Here is a 19,148-nt window from a genome sequence, read left to right as displayed (position 1 = left end):
TTAGAAACCAAGTGCTGCGAGTTCAACCGTCGCGACTGTGGCGCCGGGATCATGGCGCAGGGCTTCGCGATAGACTGTGGCCGCCTCTTCGCGTCTGTTCTGGAGTTTCAGGGCGTGTCCAAGCTGAATGTATCCTTCCGCCTGTGTCGGGCTGCGTTGAATGGCCTGTCGGTAGGCCAGTTCAGCATCCACGAGATAGCCGCTTTCCTTCAGGGCATGCCCATACTGGATCCACATGTCCACGCGGTCCGGATATCGGGTGAGGAGGTTCCTGTAAGCCAGGGCGGCTTCCGGCCATTGTTTCGCGTCCCTGGCCGTGTCCGCATTGCGAGCCAGATCGCGAAGGCGGGGAGCACTTTTGAATGGAAAAATCATGATCACGATACCTGGTGGGACGTTCGGCGGAATATCAGGAAGAATGAAAAGGAGAGGTGAACTTCTGGTCGATGGGGGAAGAAGCCCTTACGTTGCCTGAATATGACGCAGGGCCACGGCCGGAGAGACGGGCCGGATCAGGCGTAACGGAAGTGTCGCATCGACCCAGACAGGATTGACGGTAGGATCCATGCTCAGCTTCCTCAATCCCCAGATGTTTTCGAACGCCACGCGCTCCATCGTTCCAAGAGAATGCCGAAGGGGATTCAGATGGTCCAGTCCTCGCGAGGCAGATTCATCGTGACGGGCTTCGATGAGGGGCGTCCAGAGAATTTGCAGGCCCTGTTCCTGCAGACGCAGGCAGAGGTCGATATCGCTGTAGCTTATGGGCATCCGTTCGGCATCAAAACCGCCGACTTTGGCGAAGACTTCGGTCCGAATGCCCAGAAATGCTCCGGTAACGGCAGAGACCTGCCGGGTGCATTGCCAACGGCCGAAATGGGCATTGCTATCGCGGGGTTCGTAAAGGCCGTCGTGAATGACGGAGCCCTGCCACCCCAGCAGCACGCCGGCGTGTTGAATGGTATCGTCCGCATAAAGCAGCCGGGCGCCCACTGCTCCGGTTGAGGGAGCGCGAAGCAGGCCGGCTAGCACCATATCCCAGTTTTCCGACAGCATTTGCATGTCGTCGTTACAGAACAGGATGTTGGGTGTGCTGATCTCGGCGGTGGCTTCATTGTTCAGGCGGGACCAGTTGAAAGGAGACGGGGCGCGCAGAATGTTCACACGGGGGTGACGCGTGGCGAGTTTTTCAAGAAGGAGGAGATCTTCTGCAATTCTGGTGCCGTTGTCCACAATCAGGCAGTGGATGCGGTCAGGGTGCCGTGCCGTTGCGAATAGGCTATCCACCATTGTGCAGCAGTCTGCAGCATTGTCCCGAGTACAGATGACGACCGTGCAAGGTTCGGGCAGGTCGTAAATGACGAATTGCTCCGGAAGGGGATGAGGGGCCCTGCTGATAGGGCGGTCCGACGGTCGGGGACTAGCGACGAGCGGGTAGGGAATATGAGCGATGCGCTGTCCTGTCGTCAGTCCATCGTGGATGATCCTGACAGGACTTTTGCCACGATATGTCGGCCATAGCTCTGCGGAGAAGACGATGGCGTCTCCAATAGTGTCTTCCTGTTCAAGCCATATAGCGTCTGCAGCAGGGCGTGGTTGAAGGGCGATGGCTTCGAACAGGGCGCTGCGGGAGATCGACGGAGTCAGGGTTTCGGCGTCGAAGAAAGCAATGTTGCAGGCGCTGGTCTGGACGGCACAGGAAATCCAGTCTGCGAGGAGAGAAGAGGGGATGCAGTCAGCGCCGATGAGCAGTACGTTTCCGGAGACCTGTTTTTCGGTGTGAGGCAGGGTAGCTGGAAGTGCGTCTGCAGCAGGCAAATGGGTGATGGAAAGACCCGGCTGCATCCTCGTATTCCATGCATCACGAAGGGTGGAGGAAGCACCGGTTGTATAAAGCTTCGTGAGGGATGGCATGCTGCCGAGGGCCGTCATCTGAGCGGCGGCAACGGCTTCTGAGACATCATTCTGCGCAATGATGACTGTAAGCGGTAGTGGCGTAGCGGCCGGTGGCGGCGGAATACGGAAGAGTTTTCGGAAGGTCGCGTAATCTTCGCTCGGGAAAGCGTTGAATGCGGAAATGTCCGGGAGCACGGCGGCCATGTCGTCCAGCCGGTGACGCATGCCGGCCAGGGTTGCCGCAAGGTGAAGGCTTTGTTCGGTGCCGTGGGACAGATGCCGATGTGACATGCTGGCCCGCTGCGCGACTGTGTCGCCTGCCAGGAAAAGTTCCCGATGTGCTGCTTCGCAGGTGGGATCGCGTTCAAGAGCCTCACGGTAATGGTTCAGCGCCAGAATGCGACGGCCTTGGATCTTGTAGACGTGACCGAGCTGAAGATAGGTTTCGGCCTCTTCTGGGGCCTGGGTGATAATGGTGCGGTAGATATGTTCGGCGGTTCCAAGCTGTCCGCTATCCTTGAGCATGTTGCCCAGCTGCATGCCGAGATCGAGACGCCAGGGTGCGAGCGCGAAGGCGCCTTTGTAGAAACCTGCGGCATCTGCGGGGTTGCTACTGTCCCTCATCTGATCCGCTTCCTGGGTCAGCATCGTCATCCACTGCTGGCAGGCTGCAGGGCGAAGATCCCAAAGGGTACGCACATCTGAAATACCCTCCTGGCCGGCAAGCCGGGACCAGTCTTCCTGACAGCACAGCGTCAGCAGTTCTTCCACGAGCACGGATGGTGAATGTCCACGCGTGTCCGTGCGTTGCACCGTGTCTTTCCGTCGGGTGGAGAAAGGCCAGAGCCGCTTGAAAAACACCAAAGGGTATGTCCCGCCGAAGGAAGAAGAATTTTTCCGGATGTCACACTCGGCAACTTGCTACGACAGGGTCTGGATATACGCAAGCGCACGGGCGATGCTCTGAGGCCATCAGAAGATGGAGGGATCGAAGACCCCTTGATTGACGTGCTTTTCTGGTAATTTCTGGCTTTTGGCGATTGGACTGACGGTTTTTGCAATGGTTTCCGGTCTGCGTTTTGAGCAGATTGGGAGTTGTCCCTCGCTGGATGGCTATGCGCTCGCGTTCAATCTTTCGAGGAAGAGGAAGCGGGGCATAGGCTTGAGATGCGGCTTCTTCCTGTGAACCGTTGAGACAAAGCCCTTCTTTTCCATGAAGTCTTCATTGGTTTTTGAGCGATACGCTGTATCAGCCCAGACGCTTGAGGCCGTATTGGTTTTATCCAGCAGCCCATCGATCGCACCCGCTCGTGTCAGACGCTCGCGGAACAGCCAGGCTGTTCTGGCATCAAACACCCGATCTGAAAGCCCCGGCCAAGGAAGCGCATGAACGACAGGCGATCGTTGATCAGATACTCTGTCCGTTCATCGGACAAATTGTTCAACGTCTGGATCACCAGGATTTTGAACATCAGTATCGGATCAAACGGCGGACGCCCGCCTTTTCTCCCGTCTGAATAGGCCAGTGCCTGTCCAGATCAGGGCGGAAGACTGCAAAATCCACAATCTGGAAAAAAGCTTCGAGCTGATCACCAAGCCCACTCAACCGGGCAAGCCGCTCTTCAACATTAAAGAAACCAGCCTGCCTGCCGCATAGCGCCATTCCTTCAACCAGAACCGGAAGAATGGAATCACAGAGCTGGTTTCAAAACCAGGGGGTTTTTCGAACCCTACACCTGGTTCACGGGTTTCTTCGACGAAGGCAATAAGGTGAAGCAGGGATGGCACGAGAGGATCTGATGGATCAGGAATGGGCGATAATTGGTCCGCTTCTGCCTTCTGAGCGCGGACGTTGGGCTGAACAGGGTGTCTGGGATGCCCTGATGGCGGTTCCAAACCCCAAAGCCATGCTGGCTGATCGAGGCTATGACAGTGACAGCTTCCGTCAGGATCTGCTGATCCACGGGATCCTGCCGGTTATTCTATCACGCAAAGGCCGCAACGCCCCACAGAAAACAGACTGGCGGCGTTACAGAGACCGAAATCGCATTGAGCGGATGTTTAACAGGCTCAAGCAGATGCGCCGCATAGCGACCCGCTACGACAAGACCGCTTTATCCTTCATGAGTTTCCTCAATATCGCCGCCGCAAAATTCTGGATTGGATCTTTTATCAACGTGACCTAATAGGCTGTTGAGCTGGGAATTTTGCGCCTCTTGTACAACACTGTAAGGTACTTTCCTGTGGCGGGGCTGATGCTCTTACCGTGATGTTAAGGAGTTGAAATGCGGATATTGTTGACAGGCGGTTGCGGCTTCATTGGTTCGGCTGTAGTGCGTCATATCATCAAGAACACCGAACATAGCGTGCTGAACGTCGACTGCATGACCTATGCAGCCTCTGAAGATACGGTCGTCGAAGTTGCTTCCGATCCGCGTTACTCTCACGCTCGCGCCAACATCGTGAACGGCGTTGAAATGCAACGTCTGTTCGAGGAGTATCGCCCGGATGCCGTGATGCATCTGGCGGCTGAAAGCCATGTGGACCGTTCAATCGATGGCCCTGGCGTCTTCATCCAGACCAATGTTGTCGGCACCTATTCTCTACTGGAAGCTGCCCGCAAATATTGGAACGGTCTCGGAAACGAAAAAAAAGGCCGCGTTCCGCTTTCATCACATCTCCACGGATGAAGTCTTTGGCCATCTTGAGCCAAACGATCCGCCATTTACAGAAACAACACCTTACGATCCGCGCAGCCCGTATTCAGTATCCAAGGCCTCGTCTGACCATCTGGTCCGTGCCTGGTATCACACTTACGGTTTGCCAACCTTCGTAACCAATACCACGAACAATTATGGCGTCTGGCACTTCCCGGAGAAGCTGATCCCGCTCGTGACCATCAATGCCATCGAAGGGCGTGAACTCCCGGTTTACGGCAAGGGCGAAAACATTCGTGACTGGCTGTTCGTTGAAGATCACGCTGAAGCTCTGGTCCGCGCTGTTGAAATTGGTAAGCCAGGCGAGACCTACGCCATTGGTGCCCGCCAGCCGCGCACCAATCTGGAAGTCGTCAAGAAGATCTGTGCTGTTCTGGATGAACTTCTGCCAGATCCGGAAGGCCCGCGTGAGCGTCTGATCCGTTATGTGACGGATCGCCCCGGACATGACTTCCGTTATGAGATCGACCCGTCCCATGCCGAAAAAGAGCTGGACTGGAAAGCCAAACACGACTTCGAAACCGGTATCCGCAAGACGGTTCAGTGGTATCTCGACAACCGTGACTGGTGGGAAGGTATCCGCTCCAAGCGATACACGGGACAGCGACTGGGAACACGCGCATGAGCACGATCGACACGAAGCCCATGAAGGGCATTATCCTGGCTGGCGGGAATCCGGGACATCATGATCATCACGACCCCGCATGACATGCCTCAGTTCCAACGCCTTCTGGGCGATGGTTCCCAGTTCGGCGTGACCTTCAAATACCGCATCCAGCCTTCCCCCGACGGTCTGGCCCAGGCCTTCCTGATTGCGGAAGACTGGCTTGAAGGCTGCCCATGCGCACTGGCACTCGGCGATAACCTGATCTTCGCCGATCATCTGGGTGTGCTGCTACGTGCGGCCGCAAACCGTCCTGAAGGTGCGACGGTCTTCGCGTATCAGGTTCGTGACCCCGAGCGTTACGGCGTGGTTTCGTTCGATGAAAGTGGCAAAGCGCTCGAAGTCGTTGAGAAGCCAGAAAATCCTGAATCAAACTGGGCCATCACAGGTCTTTATTTCTATGACCACCGTGTCGTGGATTTTGCCAAAAAGGTGAAGCCGAGCCCGCGTGGCGAACTGGAAATCACCGACCTCAACCGCATGTACCTTGAAGAAGGCACGTTGCAGGTTGATCGCCTCAGCCGTGGTTGCGCTTGGCTCGATGCCGGCATGCCCGATAGCCTGATGCAGGCTGGCAGCTTCGTACAAACCATTCAGTCCCGTCAGGGCATGCTGGTTGGTTCACCTGCTGAGGTTGCTTTCCGCAACAAGTTCATTACCGCTGACCAGCTTCGCGATCATGCAAAGCGAATGGGTAAAACTGAACTAGGCCGCCTGTTGCTTGAACTGGCGACCGTATAATATAGTTAACTATATTATTTCTGCGACAACATTAAATTCAATGTAGTATTTGGTTTCAAGTCTTGATCCGTATTGAATATCTTTGATGATACGTAGCGGATCAGGGCATGTCTTAAGTATATCAATACAAGACTAATTCGCATCTATTGTGTTAGGTGTTTGGTCCCGTGTTTTGATGGATTGAATTGATGATGAATCTTTCTGGCTCTGAAGTCCAGATTTTGCAGACGTATTCGTAAGGGGTGAGGCCGTTCAGGGTCTTGAGTCTTCGCCCGAAGTTATAGGCTGCCATGAAGTCATTAAGGTGTGTCCTCAACTGCTCATGACTATCGTAATGGAAGCGTTTGACGGTTGCTTCCTTGATCGTCCGGTTCATCCGTTCAACCTGACCGTTCGTCCAGGAATGATTGGGTTTCGTCAGACGATGTTCGATCTCGTGAGTTTCGCAGATCATGTCGAAGCGCATGGGGCGAGACCAGGCCGTATTGCGGTTACGGGGCTGATCAGCGAACTGGATGCCGTTATCTGTCAGAATGGTGTGGATCCGGTAAGGGATGATGCTCAGGAGATATTCAAGGAATTCCCAGGCTGTCTTCCGATCAGCTTTCCCGACGAGTTGTGTGACAGCGAATTTGCTTGTCCGGTCGATAGCAACGAAGAGATACAGCTTGCCTTCAGCAGTTTGGACCTCGGCAATATCGATATGAAAAAAGCCGATGGGATAGCGTTTGAAACGCTGTCGTTTGGGCTTGTCTCCTTCGATGTCCGGCAACCGGGATATCCCGTGGCGCTGAAGGCAGCGATGCAGAGCCGAGCGTGTCAGATGAGGGATGCTGGCCTGCAGGGCATAAAGACAGTCATCCAGCGGTAGCAACGTATGCCGGCGAAACGCCACGATCATCGCTTCGTCCGTCTCGGACAGGACCGTTGAACGCGGCTCTTTAGGACCTGTCTTCTGATCCTCAACCGTTTGACGCTTTCGCCATTTTGCAACTGTTTTCGGGTTGATCCCGAACTCCTCGCTCAGCGTCGCGAGCGAAGCCTGCGATCGCTGTATTGCTGCTCGCACGGCGTGCGTGGTCGTGGCGCTCCCATGACGTATCTGTCCCATAAGGCTTCCTTCCCCTCGCGTGAAAATACCAAACCATCAAAACACGGGACTAAACATCGCGGCTTTGCGGCCCTGCTCCAGACGCGACGCGATCCAGGCGGCGACAGTTTCGGGGCGAGCGGGCAGTGCCGTGACGTCATGGGTGAGGCACCAGGCGACGAAGGCGGCCCAATCGGTGCGATAGGCGCGCAGCGTGGCCGGGGACCGTGCCGCTAGAACCAGACGGTCCGAGGTGTCCTGAAGATCTGCCGGGATCGTCTCGGAGAAAAGCGACAGTAAGGTCACTGGCCCGTCAGGCCAGACCGAGAAACAGCACCAGCGCTGGATCGTAGAATGGATATTCGCATGTATCGGAAGATACCGTCGCTTTAACAGAGATATTGAAGAAATACCCAAATCCTCATTGGAATTTATTATCGATAACATCCGCATAATGCTGCGGAAAATGACATATATTTTTTTTGATACAAGTTTTGAAAATAATCATTACTCATTTTATCTCACGCATAGGTGAAAAATATATAAACATGAGAGGGGTTTTTTAATTGAAAAAACATTTTGTTGATAGCTAACCTTTGATTCCACAGTGAAAGGTTCGTGCCGTGACAACGTATACGAATTCAACCGATGTAACTTACACTACAGCCACCACAATTGGCAGTGCTGGAAACACGATCATTAATACTGGATCGTATAATTTTAATTCTGCCGCGGCTACGATCAATAATTTCTATGGAAGTTTGACCAATAGAGGTACGGTTTCATTTAAGCCGTCCACAGTTGGAACTGGATCGACCGCTAATCTTGGAGGGTCAAGCGATACACTGACGCAAACTGGCGGTACGTTGAGTTTCTCACAGCTTAACGGGACATCTGGCGCGTCCGTCTATCTCCAATATGGCACTATCAATAACGACGCGACCAGTACGATCGATCTGGAATCGGCAGGTGCCTCCACTATTTCAGCGCCTTATGTCGCCAACCTAACCAATGCTGGAACGATCAAGGTCGTCGACACCAGCGGCACCGGTATGACCTCGAACTGGGGTAATGGTAATGGCACATTCAATAATAGCGGCAACTTTTCCATCGACGATTCTGCGGCAACGTCAGGATCGACGACGAATCTTAATTTCAAGCAGATTACGAACCAGACTGGCGGTACATTCTCGATTAACGTACCTGCCGCTTCGACAGCACTCTTTCAGGTTGGAAGCGGCGGCTTTACTAATAACGGGACTTGGTCGATTACTTCGCATGGAACCGGCGCTGGAAACATCCAGTTTCTGGGCGCAGGAACGGCAGGCTACACCAACAATGGCACCATCAATGTCACCGACGCCAATCTGACCTTTGATCAAGCCCTTAAGGGAACGAGCGGAACCGTTAACCTCACAAACGGCGCAGACGTTACGCTCAACGGAACGAATTCCGGGGCTGGTCAGACGTTCAACTTCTCTGGCGGAGACAATACGCTCGACGTTGCTAACGGCCAGACATTTACTGGTGTGATTCGTGGTTTCAGCCAGGGTGATAAGCTCGACCTGAACGTCACTGGAACAACGAGCTACGACAAGACTACAGGTATCCTGACGATCACGAGTGGATCCAACACTTATACTTATGATGTTGGCAAGGGCTACACAGGAACCTTCTCCGACAGCGCTGGAGTTGTATCTTACGTTGGTACGACTCCCTGCTATCTCCCTGGTTCGATGATTCGCACGCCTGAGGGCGAGAAGGCTGTTGAAACACTGGCAATTGGTGATGAGCTGGTTGTTTGGGATCCGGCCTCTGCGTCTGAAAAGGTCGAGGCTATCGTCTGGGTTGGTACGCGAAAAATCGTTGTCCAGCCGCATCTTGCAGATGATCTGTCCAACTACCCCGTTCGTATCCTTAAGGATGCTCTTTCTGACGGCGTTCCTTACAAGGACATGCTTATCACGGCGGAACACTGCCTGTTCTTTGAAGGAAAGTTCGTTCCTGCCCGGATGCTCGTCAACGGTCGCTCAATTTTCTACGATCGCGACCTGACGACGTTCGATGTCTATCACGTCGAGACTGCTCAACACTCAGTGCTGATCGCTGACGGGGCGCTTTCTGAATCTTTCCTGGATACAGAGAACCACAAAATATTCCGCCAGAGCGGCAAGGTGGCTTCTCTGCGTCCTGCGCGTGCCCTGACGTGGGTAGAAGATGCAGCGGCCCCACTGGCTACTGACCGTGCGTTCGTCGAGCCTCTGTTTCGGCAGATCGAAGCCCGTGCTGTTCTGTCAGGCCATGATTCGCAGGTCCCCGCTCGAACAATGGTCAACGATGCCGATCTGTATCTGGAAACAGAAAATAGAACGGTTATTCGTCAGATCCGGGAGAACAACGGCCGGGTGATGTTTATGATCCCTGCAGGTGTCGAGAGCGTCCGGATTGTCTCGAATGCCAGCCGTCCCTGTGACGCTGTAGGGCCTTTTGTCGATGACCGTCGGATACTCGGTGTTCTGGTTGGTGACGTCAGACTTTTTGAAGGCAATACGACTGCAACCCTGACGGCGCATCTACAGGATGCTGATCTGTCAGGTTGGAACAATGTCGAAGACGGCACAATGCGCTGGACGGGTGGGAATGCCCTTCTGAATCTGGGGCAGCGTCCGATTGGTAGCATTGCTCTAATGGCTCTGCAGATCCATGCAGCAGGCCCGTATCTCTTGGCGGATACTACGTCTGAACGGGCAACCCTTCAGGCTTGAGGGACTATGTCCTGACGCTTCAAAAGCGTCAGGACATTTCTATTTTATGCCGTGCACGTTTTATGCATGGAAATGGTATATTTCTGCACGGAATACAGAAGTTCTTCTGTGCGCTCGGAGTATCTCCATCCTGGTGTCTGAGAATACCCATTCTCAGACACTAGAACGAGGCTCAGGAGCCTTTCTCCCGTTCCGCTCTTTGCCGCTCCATCAAAGCGAGCAGATGAGGATTGATCTTCTTCTTCGGCGGGCTTCAGGACTCGATAACCTCGAGAGCCTTCTCACCTGGAGGGTTCGAAAAACCCTCTGTTTTTGGGACTACCTTTGTGATTCCATCTCTCCTGCGTTGATTGTAGATAATGGAAGATGAAGCAGGCGGGTTTCTTTGATGTTGAAGAGCGGTTGGCCCGGTTAAGCGGGCTTGGCGATCAGCTCGAAGCATTTTCCCGGACTGTGGATTTTGAGGCTTTCCGCCCTGATCTGGAGAAGGCTCTGGCCTATTCAGACAGGATCAAAGGCGGCCGTCCCCCGTTCGATCCGGTACTGATGTTCAAGATCCTAGTCATCCAGACGCTGAACAATCTCTCCGACGAGCGAACGGAATATCTGATCAACGACCGCCTGTCGTTCATGCGCTTCCTTGGCCTGGGGCTTTCAGATCGGGTGCCCGATGCCAAAACGGTCTGGCTGTTCCGTGAGCGTCTGACTGAGGCTGGCGCCGTCCAGAAGCTGTTCGAGCGCTTTGACGCCACCCTGCGTAACGCCGGGTATCTGCCGATGTCCGGCCAGATCCTGGACGCAACGCTGGTCGAAAGTTCACAGGAAACAGCCGCATCTCAAGCCCATGCCCCGCCATATTCAGCGGTCCAATGCAGGGAAATCAGTGATCCGCTCGCGCGTCGAGCATGTCTTTGCCGATCAGAAATCGCAGATGGGTCTGCTCGTCCGAACCGTGGGTATTACCCGGGTCACCATGCGGATCGGTCTGGCCAATATCGTCTATAATATGCGCCGTTTCCTCTTCCTCGAGAGGTTGAACGCGAGCGCGTAGCCATCCCACTGGCGATAGCCCGCGATCTGCTCAAAACGCAGAGCGAAAACGAACCAAAAGTAGTCAATCAAATCGCCAAAATCCTGAAATCAGGAGCCATCCGCGGCCAATCAACGGTTCTTCGATCCCTCCATTTCCATGCATAAAACGTGCACGGCATAAAATAGAAATGTCCTGACGCTTTTGAAGCGTCAGGACATAGTCCCTCAAGCCTGAAGGGTTGCCCGTTCAGACGTAGTATCCGCCAAGAGATACGGGCCTGCTGCATGGATCTGCAGAGCCATTAGAGCAATGCTACCAATCGGACGCTGCCCCAGATTCAGAAGGGCATTCCCACCCGTCCAGCGCATTGTGCCGTCTTCGACATTGTTCCAACCTGACAGATCAGCATCCTGTAGATGCGCCGTCAGGGTTGCAGTCGTATTGCCTTCAAAAAGTCTGACGTCACCAACCAGAACACCGAGTATCCGACGGTCATCGACAAAAGGCCCTACAGCGTCACAGGGACGGCTGGCATTCGAGACAATCCGGACGCTCTCGACACCTGCAGGGATCATAAACATCACCCGGCCGTTGTTCTCCCGGATCTGACGAATAACCGTTCTATTTTCTGTTTCCAGATACAGATCGGCATCGTTGACCATTGTTCGAGCGGGGACCTGCGAATCATGGCCTGACAGAACAGCACGGGCTTCGATCTGCCGAAACAGAGGCTCGACGAACGCACGGTCAGTAGCCAGTGGGGCCGCTGCATCTTCCCAGTTTAGATTGCGACTTCCGCCTATGGAAACCACAGATCCTTTCTGCGTGAAGGAGCGACGGTTACCGGTGTCGAGATAGCTTTCGGTGAGCATACCATCGGCTATGATAACCGAATGATCCTCGGTTTCGATGTGGTAGTAATCGTAAGACGTGATGGACTTGTCGTAGAAGATCGAACGACCGTTGATGAGCATCCGGGCAGGAACGAACTTTCCTTCGAAGAACAGGCAGTGCTCTGCCGTGATCAGCATGTCCTTGAAAGGTACACCATTAGCAATGGCATCCTTGAGGATGCGTACCGGGTAACCTGCTTTATCGTCAGGAAGATGGGCGTGAACGTTGCAGTGAGCTTGCCCAGCCCAAGTCACACGACGGATAACTTCAGCACCATTGACGTAAGCAATTACTTCATCTCCGATAGCAAGGTCTTCTACTAAGGTTAGTCCAGAATATGTTTGGATCAGGGTACCAGAAAGAAAACAAACAAAAGTTGTCGTATTGCTTGCACTGTCACTAGAAATAGAAAAATCTGATGCTTTGTAGTAAGTGCCATCAGGTTTTTTTGCTACATTGAATATAGCTACAACATTTGGTGTTGAAGACCATGAATTGTAATATACAATTTCCACCTTTCCGCTGGCGGAATCAATTAATTTTTCATTTGATGAATTATAGTCATTTGATATTGTGATATGATCTCCAGGTGCGACATTATTAAATGTAACATTTGCAAGCGCGGATGCATTAAAGGTAAGGTTGTTTGTTTTTGAAGTTGTGTCTCCGAAATTAACTACTACATTTCCTGATGTCTGATATGCATTTGGATATTTAATGCTTCCTCCATTGATATTTATAGTTCCTGATGGAATATCAGATTGGTTAGAAGTGATTGATGTACCGCTATTTAAAGTTATGGATGATCCATCAGATATAGTTACTTTTTCAAATGTAACTTTACCGTTATTATTAAAAATAACGTTACCTTCGAATGTTACCTCATTAATTGCAGATGTCGGTGATCCAACTAGAATTGTTGTCTGTCCAGGTGCTCCAATTGTTCCGCCTTGTTGTGAAACTTCTGTCCAATTTTTAGTTACTGTGGCCATTATATAATCCGTCACGTCATTGTGAATTAACAAAAAAAACGGGTTAAATGTTAATTTTTTAGAAATGTCAATAATAAATTGACACTGTGCCGCGGTACTTTTCGGGTTTTTTAGGCTTAGGACACGTAACCAGAAGATGATGGTTGCAGCTAGGAAGATGGGGAGATCGGAGAACCCTTAATTTCTAGGTTTTAGTGATTTGATTGACGGTTCTTTGGGGCGCTTTCGACCTGCGTTTTGAGCAGATTGGGGGTTGTCTCCTGCTGGGTGACTACGCGCTCGCGTTCACTCTTTCGAAGAAGAAATGGCGCATGTTGTGAACGATATTGGCCAGTCCGATCCTCATGGCGGCTCGCGTTAAGTCTACGGTTCGCACGAACAGTCCCGTCTGTGATCTCTGATCGGCAAAGACATGCTTGACACGTGAGCGGATCACGGACTTTCCAGCATTCGATTTCTGGATATGCTCGGGCATAGGTTTGAGATGCGACTTTTTCCTGTGAACCTTCGAGACAAAACCCTACTTCTCCATGAAGTCTTTGTTGGCTTTGGAGCGGTAGGTCATATCTGCCCAGCCTGTTGAGGCCATATTGGTTTTATCCAGCAGCCCTTCTCTCAATCGCGCACCATCACTGGCAGTGTCCAGCGCGCATGACGATCCTTGTGCGACAGTTTTGCTGGTTTGTCCTGCCAGTCCTGTGGGATCCGCCCTTCACGAAGATCGTTTTTCTCTGCTTTAAAGCAGCCACCAGTGTGGCGTCCAGAATCTGGCCTGACATCGGAAAATACCCGGCGTTGCGCAGGATTGCGTCAAAACGATTGAACAACTCATCGATCGCACCCGCCTATGCTAGGCGTTTGCGGAATAACCAAACCGTTTTGGCATTCGGCACCCGATCTGAAAGCCCCAGACCAAAAGAAGCGTATGAACGACAGGCAATCGTTCATCAAATAGGTTGTTCAACGTCTAGATCATCAAGATTTTGAACATCAGTACGGGATCTAATGGCGGTCTTCCGACCTTGCTGCCATCAGAATACGCCAGAGCCTTTTCCAGATCAGGACAGAACGCTTAAAAATCCACAGTCCGGGAAAACGCTTCGAGCTGATCACCAAGCCCGCTCAACCGGGCAAGCCGCTCTTCAACATCAAAGAAACCAGACTGCTTCATACCGTCATTCCTGCAATCAACACCCAGGAAATGGAATCACAGAGCAGGTCTCAAAACTAAGGGGTTTTTCGAATCCTCCACGTTACCGACGCCTCCTGCAGGGAGGGTAGGGATGGTACGTTATTACCTATAGTGTAACACCCTGCGCCTTCCGCACCCATGCCTGAGGACACTGCTCCTTCCCGTCCCGCTCTCACGATCTGCGGAAAAGCCCCGAAAATCCGTATCCCTGGAGAAAAAGCCCCTGACGGTTCGGATCCGGACCTGTTACACTTTTCGGGATCTAATGCCCAAAGCTCCGCAAACGGCTCCGTCCCGCCAGTTCAGCCTCTTCCCTGAAAGTGCGCGTCTGCAGCGGATTGACCCGGCGACCAACTGCTGGCGCTTCTACCGTCTGACCCTGCAGGACGATCTCTTTGGCGGCACTGTCCTTGTCCGCTCCTGGGGGCGTCTGGGGACCACCGGTCAGGAGCGGCGGGAGCGTTTTGGCGATCCGGTTGCCGCTCAGAAAGAGCTGGTCCGTTGGGTGCGGGTGAAGCAGCGTCGCGGGTATCGAGAGGAAACGGGTGGATGACAGGACGCGATGTGACGGTGAAAACGAGGGCGCTGCCCTCGCGCTCCCGGCAGGAGCCGCAGGCTCCTGCACCTCGGGGATTTGACAGGAAGGATCCGTCTGGCGGTGGCGTGGCGCCTCAGGCGGGGATGCAGCTGTTTGATCCCTCGGGGGCGCGGAAATATCTGACCGTTTCCGAGCGCACCGCTTTCCTGAAAGTGGCCGAGCGGGCGCCACGCGATGTCCGCACGCTCGCCATGACCCTGGCCTGGTCGGGATGCCGCCTGTCCGAGGCCCTGGCCCTGACCGCCGACCGGGTGGATCTGGTCGGCGGCGTGCTGGTGTTCGAAAGCCTAAAGAAGCGCCAGATTGGGATTTACCGGGCCGTGCCCGTCCCGCCTGCCCTGCTCGAGGCGCTTGATCTGGTACACGGCGTCCGCGAAGCGCAGGCGCGTCGGGACCGGGGTCGCTCCCTGCGTCTGTGGCCGGTGGCCCGAATGACCGGCTGGCGCATGGTGCACCGGGTCATGGATGAGGCCGGTCTGTCCGGGCCGGCCGCCTCTCCCAAGGGCCTGCGGCATGCCTTTGGCGTGGCGGCGGTCTCCACCGGCATTCCGCTCAATCTCGTGCAGAAATGGCTCGGTCATGCCCAGCTCTCCACCACCGCCATTTACGCCAACGCCTCCGGCGACGAGGAGCAGACTATTGCAAGGAAAATGTGGTTAATCTAAAACATATTTTTAGAGACTTATTTAAACGCTTATTGGACATTCTTTTAATATTAAAAAGATGTAAAAAGGAGATTATATGATTCTCACTGTTGGCAACACGAAAGGCGGTGTAGGGAAAACCACTCTTGCAGTTCAAATTGCTATTTTTAGAGCGCTCCAAGGACGAGACGTCTGGTTGATCGATGGAGATCGCCAAGGAACCGCAGCCTCTGCGATTTCTATCCGTACAGAAGCGAAACAGAGCCCTGGAATTGCCTGTGCACAATATGCGGACGGTCCTACTTTACGAGGACAAATCCAACAGCAGAAAAACAAATGGGACGATATCATTATAGATGCAGGAGGCAGAGATTCTACAGCTCTACGCGCCTCATTAATTTTATCGGATATTTTATTAGTTCCATTTGCTCCACGCTCATACGATGTGTGGGCTCTCGATGATATGGCTAAGCTAATTGATGAAGCACGCAGCGTCCGAGACGGCTTAAATTGCTTTGCTGTTATGAACCAAGCAGATCCGGGGTTGCATTCATCGGATAACTCGGAAGCAGCATCTGCTGTGTCCGAAGTGAAGCAATTTCAATATTTAGATATGCCTATTCGGCGTCGAAAAGCATTTAGTAACGCTAGTGGTGCTGGGTTATCTGTTGCGGAGATGCCCATAAAAGACGCAAAGGCTTGCAAAGAGATTGAAAAGCTAATTGGATCTCTTTTTAATATTAAATAAATATCATAAGGATATCATAATGGTTATTTTGAAAAGACCCCAGAGACCAACCTCTTCCTCGGTAGAGGACGCATTCATTGCGGGAGCACCGGATGGTGGAATTTCCACAGAATCAATTCCAGAAACATACAACAAGGGCATACCGAAAGGACATAAACGACAAATCAGTTTAACGATTGCCCCAGAACTGCTGCAGCGCGTTGATGAAATTGCCAAAAGAACCGGTCAGGCTCGTGCAGGGATTATAAATATGGCGATTTATAGGGCCTTAGAAGGAGATGTTTTTAAGTGAATTTAATATTAAAATGAAATTGAAAGGATCTCTTATGGTTATTGAAAAAGGTCCCTCTAGCAAAACTTTTCGCTCCGCTCCTTCTGATCAAGAACAAGGGGATTTTTTTGTTCCCGGATTATACGATCTTGCGACAAAAGATAATCGTGGCGTTATGGATGTCGCAGTATTTCGTCTATCTAAAAAAGATAAACGCGAAAATGATGTAATGATACATCATCTTCCTGATGGTTATGTACGTATAACTAGTGGTCCTGATGGCATGGCCTCTATTTGGGATTATGATATAATTTTGATGGGTATTTCATATTTAACCGAAGCTATGAATAAATATCGATCTGGTTTAGGAGAAAAACCTGGCCGAATTTTTTCTCCTCAAGTGTCAGACATATTAAAATTTTGTCGGCAATCTGATGGCGGTAGGCAATATGAAGCAGTTGAAACCGCTTTACGGCGCCTTAAACAAACTTCTCTTGAAATAGTTCGTGGCGAAAAGAAGACTAGAGGCGGCCGTACTGTTCGAGAAACTACTGGATCTGGATTAATAAACGATTATAAAACCATATCATATGCAGATACAGGGCGTGTAATGGCTGTAGAGATAGAGCTTCCTAATTGGCTATACTCTGCAGTAGTAGAATCAGAAGATCCTGAAGTCCTTACCGTCCATCCAGATTATTTCCTTTTAAAACCTGGGCTCGGAAGATTTTTATATAGATTAGCAAGAGTAGCGGCCGGAAAAAACGAAGCTAAATGGTCATTCCGGTTAATTTATGAACGTAGTGGTAGCCAAGGAACTTTTAAAAGATGTTCATACGAACTTAGAGCGTTTGTTAAACGGAACGACCTTCCGGAATATGACCTTTACGAAGAAAGTGGACGAGACGGACCACTTCTCATCATGAGATACCGTTCAGAGAAGCAACTTTCTTCTTTGGGTTCCTAATAGACGGAGAAGGAAAGGCCTTAAGGTAGAAAGCCTTAATCTGCCCCACCCACCTGTGAAAGTTCCGTCTTTTAGGAACCAAACTCCGTCTTTTAGGAACCAAACTCCGTCTTTTAGGAACCAAACTCCGTCTTTTAGGAACCATCCTTCTTTGCAAGGCATTGAAAAAAAAAGATAAAATCGACTTTTTTTCTCCTAAAACTATTTAAAACATTTAAAACTATTTGAAACCTGAATGCCTGTGGATAACCTTCCTCTTCCTAACCGCTCTCTGGACGCTCTGGCCAACCATCTGGAAGCTTCGGAAGATTATCGGGTGCTCAGACGCCTACGTCCTTCCGTTCTGAACCACAGACCTGAGGGCAGGGGGCTGCGCACCGGTCTATTTGTGGATCTGGAGACCACCGGTCTGAATCCTCGACAGGACGAAATTATCGAAATTGGCATGGTTCCATTCATTTATCGCATCGATGGAATCCTGCTCGGAACCCTGCCTGCCTTCAGCCGTCTGCGAGAACCTTCCATTCCCGTACCTTCCCTTGTCCAGGATCTGACAGGGCTAACGCCCGGACGTCTGGCCGGCCAGACCGTCTCGGCTGACGACGTGGCGGCTTTCGCCCCGGATGCCAGTCTGGTGATTGCTCATAATGCCGCATTCGATCGTCCTTTCCTCGAACGTTTCTGCCCGGCTTTTGTGAACAGACCCTGGGCCTGCTCCATGGAAGACGTTCCCTGGAACCAGGCAGGCTTTGAGGGGCGCAAACTGGGGCATCTGGGTCTGCAGGCCGGATTTTTCTTTGACGGGCACCGGGCGGTGGATGACTGTCAGGCTGCCATCGCCCTTCTGGGCCATACAGGCTTCCCGGAGAACCGCTCCGCCCTATCCCTGCTACTGGAGCGTGCCAGAACAGTCTGGAAGCGTCTGTGGGCCGAATACGCGCCCTTCGAGCTCAAGGACACACTCAAGGCCCGAGGGTACTGCTGGAACGACGGTTCCGATGGTCGGCCCAAAGCCTGGTTTATCGACAAACCACCTGAAAAGGCTGAAGACGAAATCCGCTTTCTCCGCACCGAAATTTATCAGCGGGAGGTAGACATCACTGTCCGTCCCGTCGAAGCTGGAGACCGCTTTACCAGTCGGGTCTGAGGCCCGGACCGAGGGCGGAAGCTGCTTACTTCCGGATCTGACGATTTAAAGCCGTCGTATCGTAATACCGGCTGCAGAAAGATCTCTCTTGATAAACTAAATCAGTATGACTAAGTTTTCGTGATCTGGATCAGGAGTTTTCTGTCATGCGGACGGTCAATATTCACGAAGCCAAGACCCATCTGTCCCGGCTGATCGAGGCCGCCATGAAAGGGGAAAGCTTCATCATCGCCAAAGCCGGTCGGCCCATGGTGCGGGTCAGTCCGATTACGGCTCCCGAAGAGACACAGAAGCGCCGTCTGGGTTTTCTGGCCGGACAGATCCGGGTTCCGGAGGACTTTGATCGCATGGGCCAGGAAGATGTCATCTCCCTGTTCGACGGTCCGGCATGAAGCTGCTTCTGGATACCCATCTTTTGCTCTGGGCTGCCGGAGAGCCTGACAGGCTGTCAGTGCGTGCAAGATCCCTGATGGAAGATCAGAACAATGTCCTGGTGTTCAGTGCTGCCAGCCTGTGGGAAGTCACCATCAAGGCAGGACTGGGACGTGTAGACTTCCAGATCGATCCCCATCTGCTACGACGCGGTCTGATCGAAAACGGCTATGAGGAACTACCCGTCACCGGGCAGCATGCCCTGGCGGTCGGACAGCTTCCTGATGTGCATCGGGATCCTTTTGACCGCATCCTTGTGGCACAGGCCATGGTGGAAGGATTGCTTCTTCTGACCCATGATCCGCTCGTACAGGCCTATCCCGGGCCGATCGAAGCAGTCTGAAAAATATCTGACATCCC

15 protein-coding genes and 5 pseudogenes are annotated in these 19,148 nt (G+C 52.4%); 13 read left to right on the top strand and 7 right to left on the bottom strand.

The window, feature by feature from the left end; genetic code table 11:
- The 3 genes and pseudogenes from IGS75_RS15110 to IGS75_RS15100 form a co-directional block, all read right to left on the bottom strand.
- Nucleotides 1-375: a tetratricopeptide repeat protein gene (locus IGS75_RS15110; protein WP_202259068.1), complete on the bottom strand. Its 375-nt coding sequence runs from the start codon at nt 373-375 to the stop codon at nt 1-3.
- Nucleotides 376-462: 87 nt separating this feature from the next.
- Nucleotides 463-2,706, bottom strand: coding sequence for a glycosyltransferase (locus tag IGS75_RS15105; protein ID WP_202259056.1), 2,244 nt, complete (start codon nt 2,704-2,706; stop codon nt 463-465).
- Between the two features lie 492 nt (nt 2,707-3,198).
- Nucleotides 3,199-3,556: pseudogene (locus IGS75_RS15100) on the bottom strand (transposase); the annotation flags it as partial.
- A gap of 118 nt (nt 3,557-3,674) precedes the next feature.
- Here IGS75_RS15100 and IGS75_RS15095 point away from each other — a divergent pair.
- The 3 genes and pseudogenes from IGS75_RS15095 to IGS75_RS15085 all read left to right on the top strand — a co-directional run.
- Entirely contained in the window at nt 3,675-4,079 is a 405-nt protein-coding gene (locus IGS75_RS15095; RefSeq protein WP_202259049.1) for a transposase, read from the top strand.
- A 99-nt stretch (nt 4,080-4,178) separates the two neighbouring features.
- Nucleotides 4,179-5,235 (top strand): annotated as a pseudogene (rfbB, locus tag IGS75_RS15090) (dTDP-glucose 4,6-dehydratase).
- 39 nt (nt 5,236-5,274) lie between these two features.
- A pseudogene (locus IGS75_RS15085) lies at nt 5,275-6,015 on the top strand (sugar nucleotidyltransferase); the annotation flags it as partial.
- Nucleotides 6,016-6,166: 151 nt separating this feature from the next.
- Here IGS75_RS15085 and IGS75_RS15080 read toward each other — a convergent pair.
- Entirely contained in the window at nt 6,167-7,126 is a 960-nt protein-coding gene (locus IGS75_RS15080; protein ID WP_202259047.1) for an IS481 family transposase, read from the bottom strand.
- Nucleotides 7,127-7,162: 36 nt separating this feature from the next.
- Nucleotides 7,163-7,411 carry a hypothetical protein gene (locus IGS75_RS15075; RefSeq protein WP_202259045.1) on the bottom strand — a complete coding sequence of 83 codons (249 nt, stop codon included), beginning with the start codon at nt 7,409-7,411 and terminating at the stop codon, nt 7,163-7,165.
- Nucleotides 7,412-7,971: 560 nt separating this feature from the next.
- Between IGS75_RS15075 and IGS75_RS15070 the strand changes: the two genes are divergently transcribed.
- Nucleotides 7,972-9,870, top strand: a complete 1,899-nt coding sequence (locus IGS75_RS15070; protein ID WP_237469188.1) for a Hint domain-containing protein — start codon at nt 7,972-7,974, stop codon at nt 9,868-9,870.
- A gap of 366 nt (nt 9,871-10,236) precedes the next feature.
- Nucleotides 10,237-10,695, top strand: a pseudogene (locus IGS75_RS15065) (transposase); the annotation flags it as partial.
- Nucleotides 10,696-11,127: 432 nt separating this feature from the next.
- Here the strand turns inward: IGS75_RS15065 and IGS75_RS15060 are convergent.
- Nucleotides 11,128-12,789, bottom strand: a complete 1,662-nt coding sequence (locus IGS75_RS15060) for a Hint domain-containing protein (protein WP_202259112.1) — start codon at nt 12,787-12,789, stop codon at nt 11,128-11,130.
- A gap of 271 nt (nt 12,790-13,060) precedes the next feature.
- Nucleotides 13,061-13,960: pseudogene (locus tag IGS75_RS15055) on the bottom strand (transposase).
- A 286-nt stretch (nt 13,961-14,246) separates the two neighbouring features.
- Between IGS75_RS15055 and IGS75_RS15050 the strand changes: the two are divergent.
- The 8 genes from IGS75_RS15050 to IGS75_RS15015 all read left to right on the top strand — a co-directional run bounded on the left by IGS75_RS15050 (nt 14,247) and on the right by IGS75_RS15015 (nt 19,131).
- Nucleotides 14,247-14,534, top strand: coding sequence for a WGR domain-containing protein (locus tag IGS75_RS15050; RefSeq protein ID WP_202259110.1), 288 nt, complete (start codon nt 14,247-14,249; stop codon nt 14,532-14,534).
- A gap of 128 nt (nt 14,535-14,662) precedes the next feature.
- On the top strand, nt 14,663-15,244 hold the full coding sequence (locus tag IGS75_RS15045; RefSeq protein ID WP_237469190.1) for a tyrosine-type recombinase/integrase: 582 nt from the start codon (nt 14,663-14,665) through the stop codon (nt 15,242-15,244).
- Between the two features lie 76 nt (nt 15,245-15,320).
- Nucleotides 15,321-15,971 carry an AAA family ATPase gene (locus tag IGS75_RS15040; RefSeq protein WP_202259108.1) on the top strand — a complete coding sequence of 217 codons (651 nt, stop codon included), beginning with the start codon at nt 15,321-15,323 and terminating at the stop codon, nt 15,969-15,971.
- A 19-nt stretch (nt 15,972-15,990) separates the two neighbouring features.
- Complete coding sequence (locus tag IGS75_RS15035; protein WP_141353704.1) at nt 15,991-16,263, top strand: ribbon-helix-helix domain-containing protein; 273 nt, start codon at nt 15,991-15,993, stop codon at nt 16,261-16,263.
- 34 nt (nt 16,264-16,297) lie between these two features.
- The gene (locus IGS75_RS15030; protein WP_237469185.1) at nt 16,298-17,209 is read left to right on the top strand and encodes a replication initiator protein A; all 912 of its coding nucleotides are present in this window, start codon (nt 16,298-16,300) and stop codon (nt 17,207-17,209) included.
- A gap of 235 nt (nt 17,210-17,444) precedes the next feature.
- Nucleotides 17,445-18,356, top strand: a complete 912-nt coding sequence (locus tag IGS75_RS15025) for a 3'-5' exonuclease (protein ID WP_202259104.1) — start codon at nt 17,445-17,447, stop codon at nt 18,354-18,356.
- Nucleotides 18,357-18,502: 146 nt separating this feature from the next.
- Nucleotides 18,503-18,748 carry a type II toxin-antitoxin system Phd/YefM family antitoxin gene (locus IGS75_RS15020; RefSeq protein ID WP_062502485.1) on the top strand — a complete coding sequence of 82 codons (246 nt, stop codon included), beginning with the start codon at nt 18,503-18,505 and terminating at the stop codon, nt 18,746-18,748.
- Complete coding sequence (locus tag IGS75_RS15015; protein ID WP_202259102.1) at nt 18,745-19,131, top strand: type II toxin-antitoxin system VapC family toxin; 387 nt, start codon at nt 18,745-18,747, stop codon at nt 19,129-19,131. The genes IGS75_RS15020 and IGS75_RS15015 overlap by 4 nt, the downstream gene beginning before the upstream one ends.
- Nucleotides 19,132-19,148: the final 17 nt, after the last annotated feature.

This window comes from Gluconobacter sphaericus, from assembly GCF_016757795.1.
Lineage (GTDB): Bacteria > Pseudomonadota > Alphaproteobacteria > Acetobacterales > Acetobacteraceae > Gluconobacter > Gluconobacter sphaericus.
This window is presented reverse-complemented; position numbering and strand designations above follow the sequence as displayed.

Coding starts and splice junctions, on each gene's coding strand:
- IGS75_RS15110 (WP_202259068.1), bottom strand. CDS start 375: ATGATTTTTCCATTCAAAAGTGCTCCCCGCCTTCGCGATCTGGCTCGC.
- IGS75_RS15095 (WP_202259049.1), top strand. CDS start 3,675: ATGGCACGAGAGGATCTGATGGATCAGGAATGGGCGATAATTGGTCCG.
- IGS75_RS15080 (WP_202259047.1), bottom strand. CDS start 7,126: ATGGGACAGATACGTCATGGGAGCGCCACGACCACGCACGCCGTGCGA.
- IGS75_RS15060 (WP_202259112.1), bottom strand. CDS start 12,789: ATGGCCACAGTAACTAAAAATTGGACAGAAGTTTCACAACAAGGCGGA.
- IGS75_RS15050 (WP_202259110.1), top strand. CDS start 14,247: ATGCCCAAAGCTCCGCAAACGGCTCCGTCCCGCCAGTTCAGCCTCTTC.
- IGS75_RS15045 (WP_237469190.1), top strand. CDS start 14,663: ATGCAGCTGTTTGATCCCTCGGGGGCGCGGAAATATCTGACCGTTTCC.
- IGS75_RS15040 (WP_202259108.1), top strand. CDS start 15,321: ATGATTCTCACTGTTGGCAACACGAAAGGCGGTGTAGGGAAAACCACT.
- IGS75_RS15035 (WP_141353704.1), top strand. CDS start 15,991: ATGGTTATTTTGAAAAGACCCCAGAGACCAACCTCTTCCTCGGTAGAG.
- IGS75_RS15030 (WP_237469185.1), top strand. CDS start 16,298: ATGGTTATTGAAAAAGGTCCCTCTAGCAAAACTTTTCGCTCCGCTCCT.
- IGS75_RS15025 (WP_202259104.1), top strand. CDS start 17,445: ATGCCTGTGGATAACCTTCCTCTTCCTAACCGCTCTCTGGACGCTCTG.
- IGS75_RS15020 (WP_062502485.1), top strand. CDS start 18,503: ATGCGGACGGTCAATATTCACGAAGCCAAGACCCATCTGTCCCGGCTG.
- IGS75_RS15015 (WP_202259102.1), top strand. CDS start 18,745: ATGAAGCTGCTTCTGGATACCCATCTTTTGCTCTGGGCTGCCGGAGAG.